Source organism: Pseudoalteromonas sp. SR45-5 (assembly GCF_014163565.1).
Taxonomy (GTDB): Bacteria; Pseudomonadota; Gammaproteobacteria; order Enterobacterales; family Alteromonadaceae; genus Pseudoalteromonas; species Pseudoalteromonas distincta.
Genome location: NZ_JACJDN010000859.1, coordinates 1 through 1,316, shown reverse-complemented (window position 1 = coordinate 1,316; position 1,316 = coordinate 1). Strand labels below are relative to the sequence as shown.

Genomic DNA, 1,316 nt, shown 5'->3' with positions numbered 1-1,316 from the left:
TAGTTGTAAGTAACTTAATAGCCACATACCCAAACCACCTAAAAACAATGCAGCTGCTACGTAACCTGTTTGATTAGGTGCAGCACCTTGCGCTATTGCTATTCCGCCAACCCAAGGACCTATAGCATTGGCAGTATTAAATGCGCACTGTACTAAGGCACCAATCATAGCGTGGCCTTCGGGCGCAACGTCCATTAAAAGCGTTTGAATCAGCGTAGCCAAGCCCACACTGCAACCAATAAAGAAGATCACCGCGTAAAGAGCCCAAATATTATGGCTTGCCGTTACATATGCAAAGGCAAATACAATAGTACATACAAGCGCAAGGCCAGTCGTTTTAATTGCTGATTTATCGGCAGCTTTACCCAGTACATAGTTACCGAGTGTACAACCGATACCAAACATTACCATTGCGATAGAAATAGTATACGGAGCTGTTTTTGTTACCACTAATATGGTGTCGGCAATGTAAGTATAAATACAAAACACTCCGCCAAAGCCAATAATTACAATACCCAAAATGGACCAAACCAGTTTATTTTTAAGTACGCCAAACTCGTTTAGTAAGTTAGAAGGCTTAGCGTTATCGATACTAGGCACTACTTTATAAACAAAAACAAAAGCAATAAAGGCCAGTACTGCAGCGCCAGCTAAACAATAACGCCAACTTAAATTTTGACCTACAAGTGTAACTATAGGCACGCCAACAATAGTAGCCACAGTTAAACCCATAAACACCTTAGACATAAAGCTTGCACGCTTACCTTTTGGGGCAATATCTGATGCTAATAAAATAGCAGCACCAAAATATGCACCATGAGGTAAGCCACTTAAAAATCTAAATATTACAAGCTGCTCAAGCGACGTTGCCATCGCGCTTAACCCGTTTGAGATAAACATTAAGCTTATAAAAATGAGCAATGCTTTGCGCTTTCTCATATTAGCAGTGGTAAGCATTAAAATAGGCGCACCCACTACAACACCAATGGCGTAAGCACTAATTGCGTAACCACTTTGTGAGGGCGTTGAGCCAAATGTTTCGCTAATTAGTGGCAGCATAGGCATCATCGAAAACTCAGATAATCCTAAAATAAATGTGCCAAGTGCTAATACGAGTAAAATAGCGGTTCTGTTAAGTTGACTAGATGCCGACGTTACATCTGATGTCATAGATGATCCCTTAAGATTTAATTTTAAAAGTGAAACAGCGCAATAAATTCTGAATAGAAAATATTATATGTATGCTTAAATTTTGGTGTGAGAGGGTAGTCTGTGAAAGTGCTATTTTAAGTTAAAAAAAGTACAGAGTCATGCAT

General features: G+C 39.5%; 1 protein-coding gene. It reads right to left on the bottom strand.

The genetic code is table 11. The features are described 5' to 3' along the window. Positions 1–1,170 (bottom strand): MFS transporter (locus H5072_RS19630; protein WP_182694533.1); only part of this gene is annotated, 1,170 nt, incomplete at its 3' end. Between the last annotated feature and the right edge of the window lie 146 nt (positions 1,171–1,316).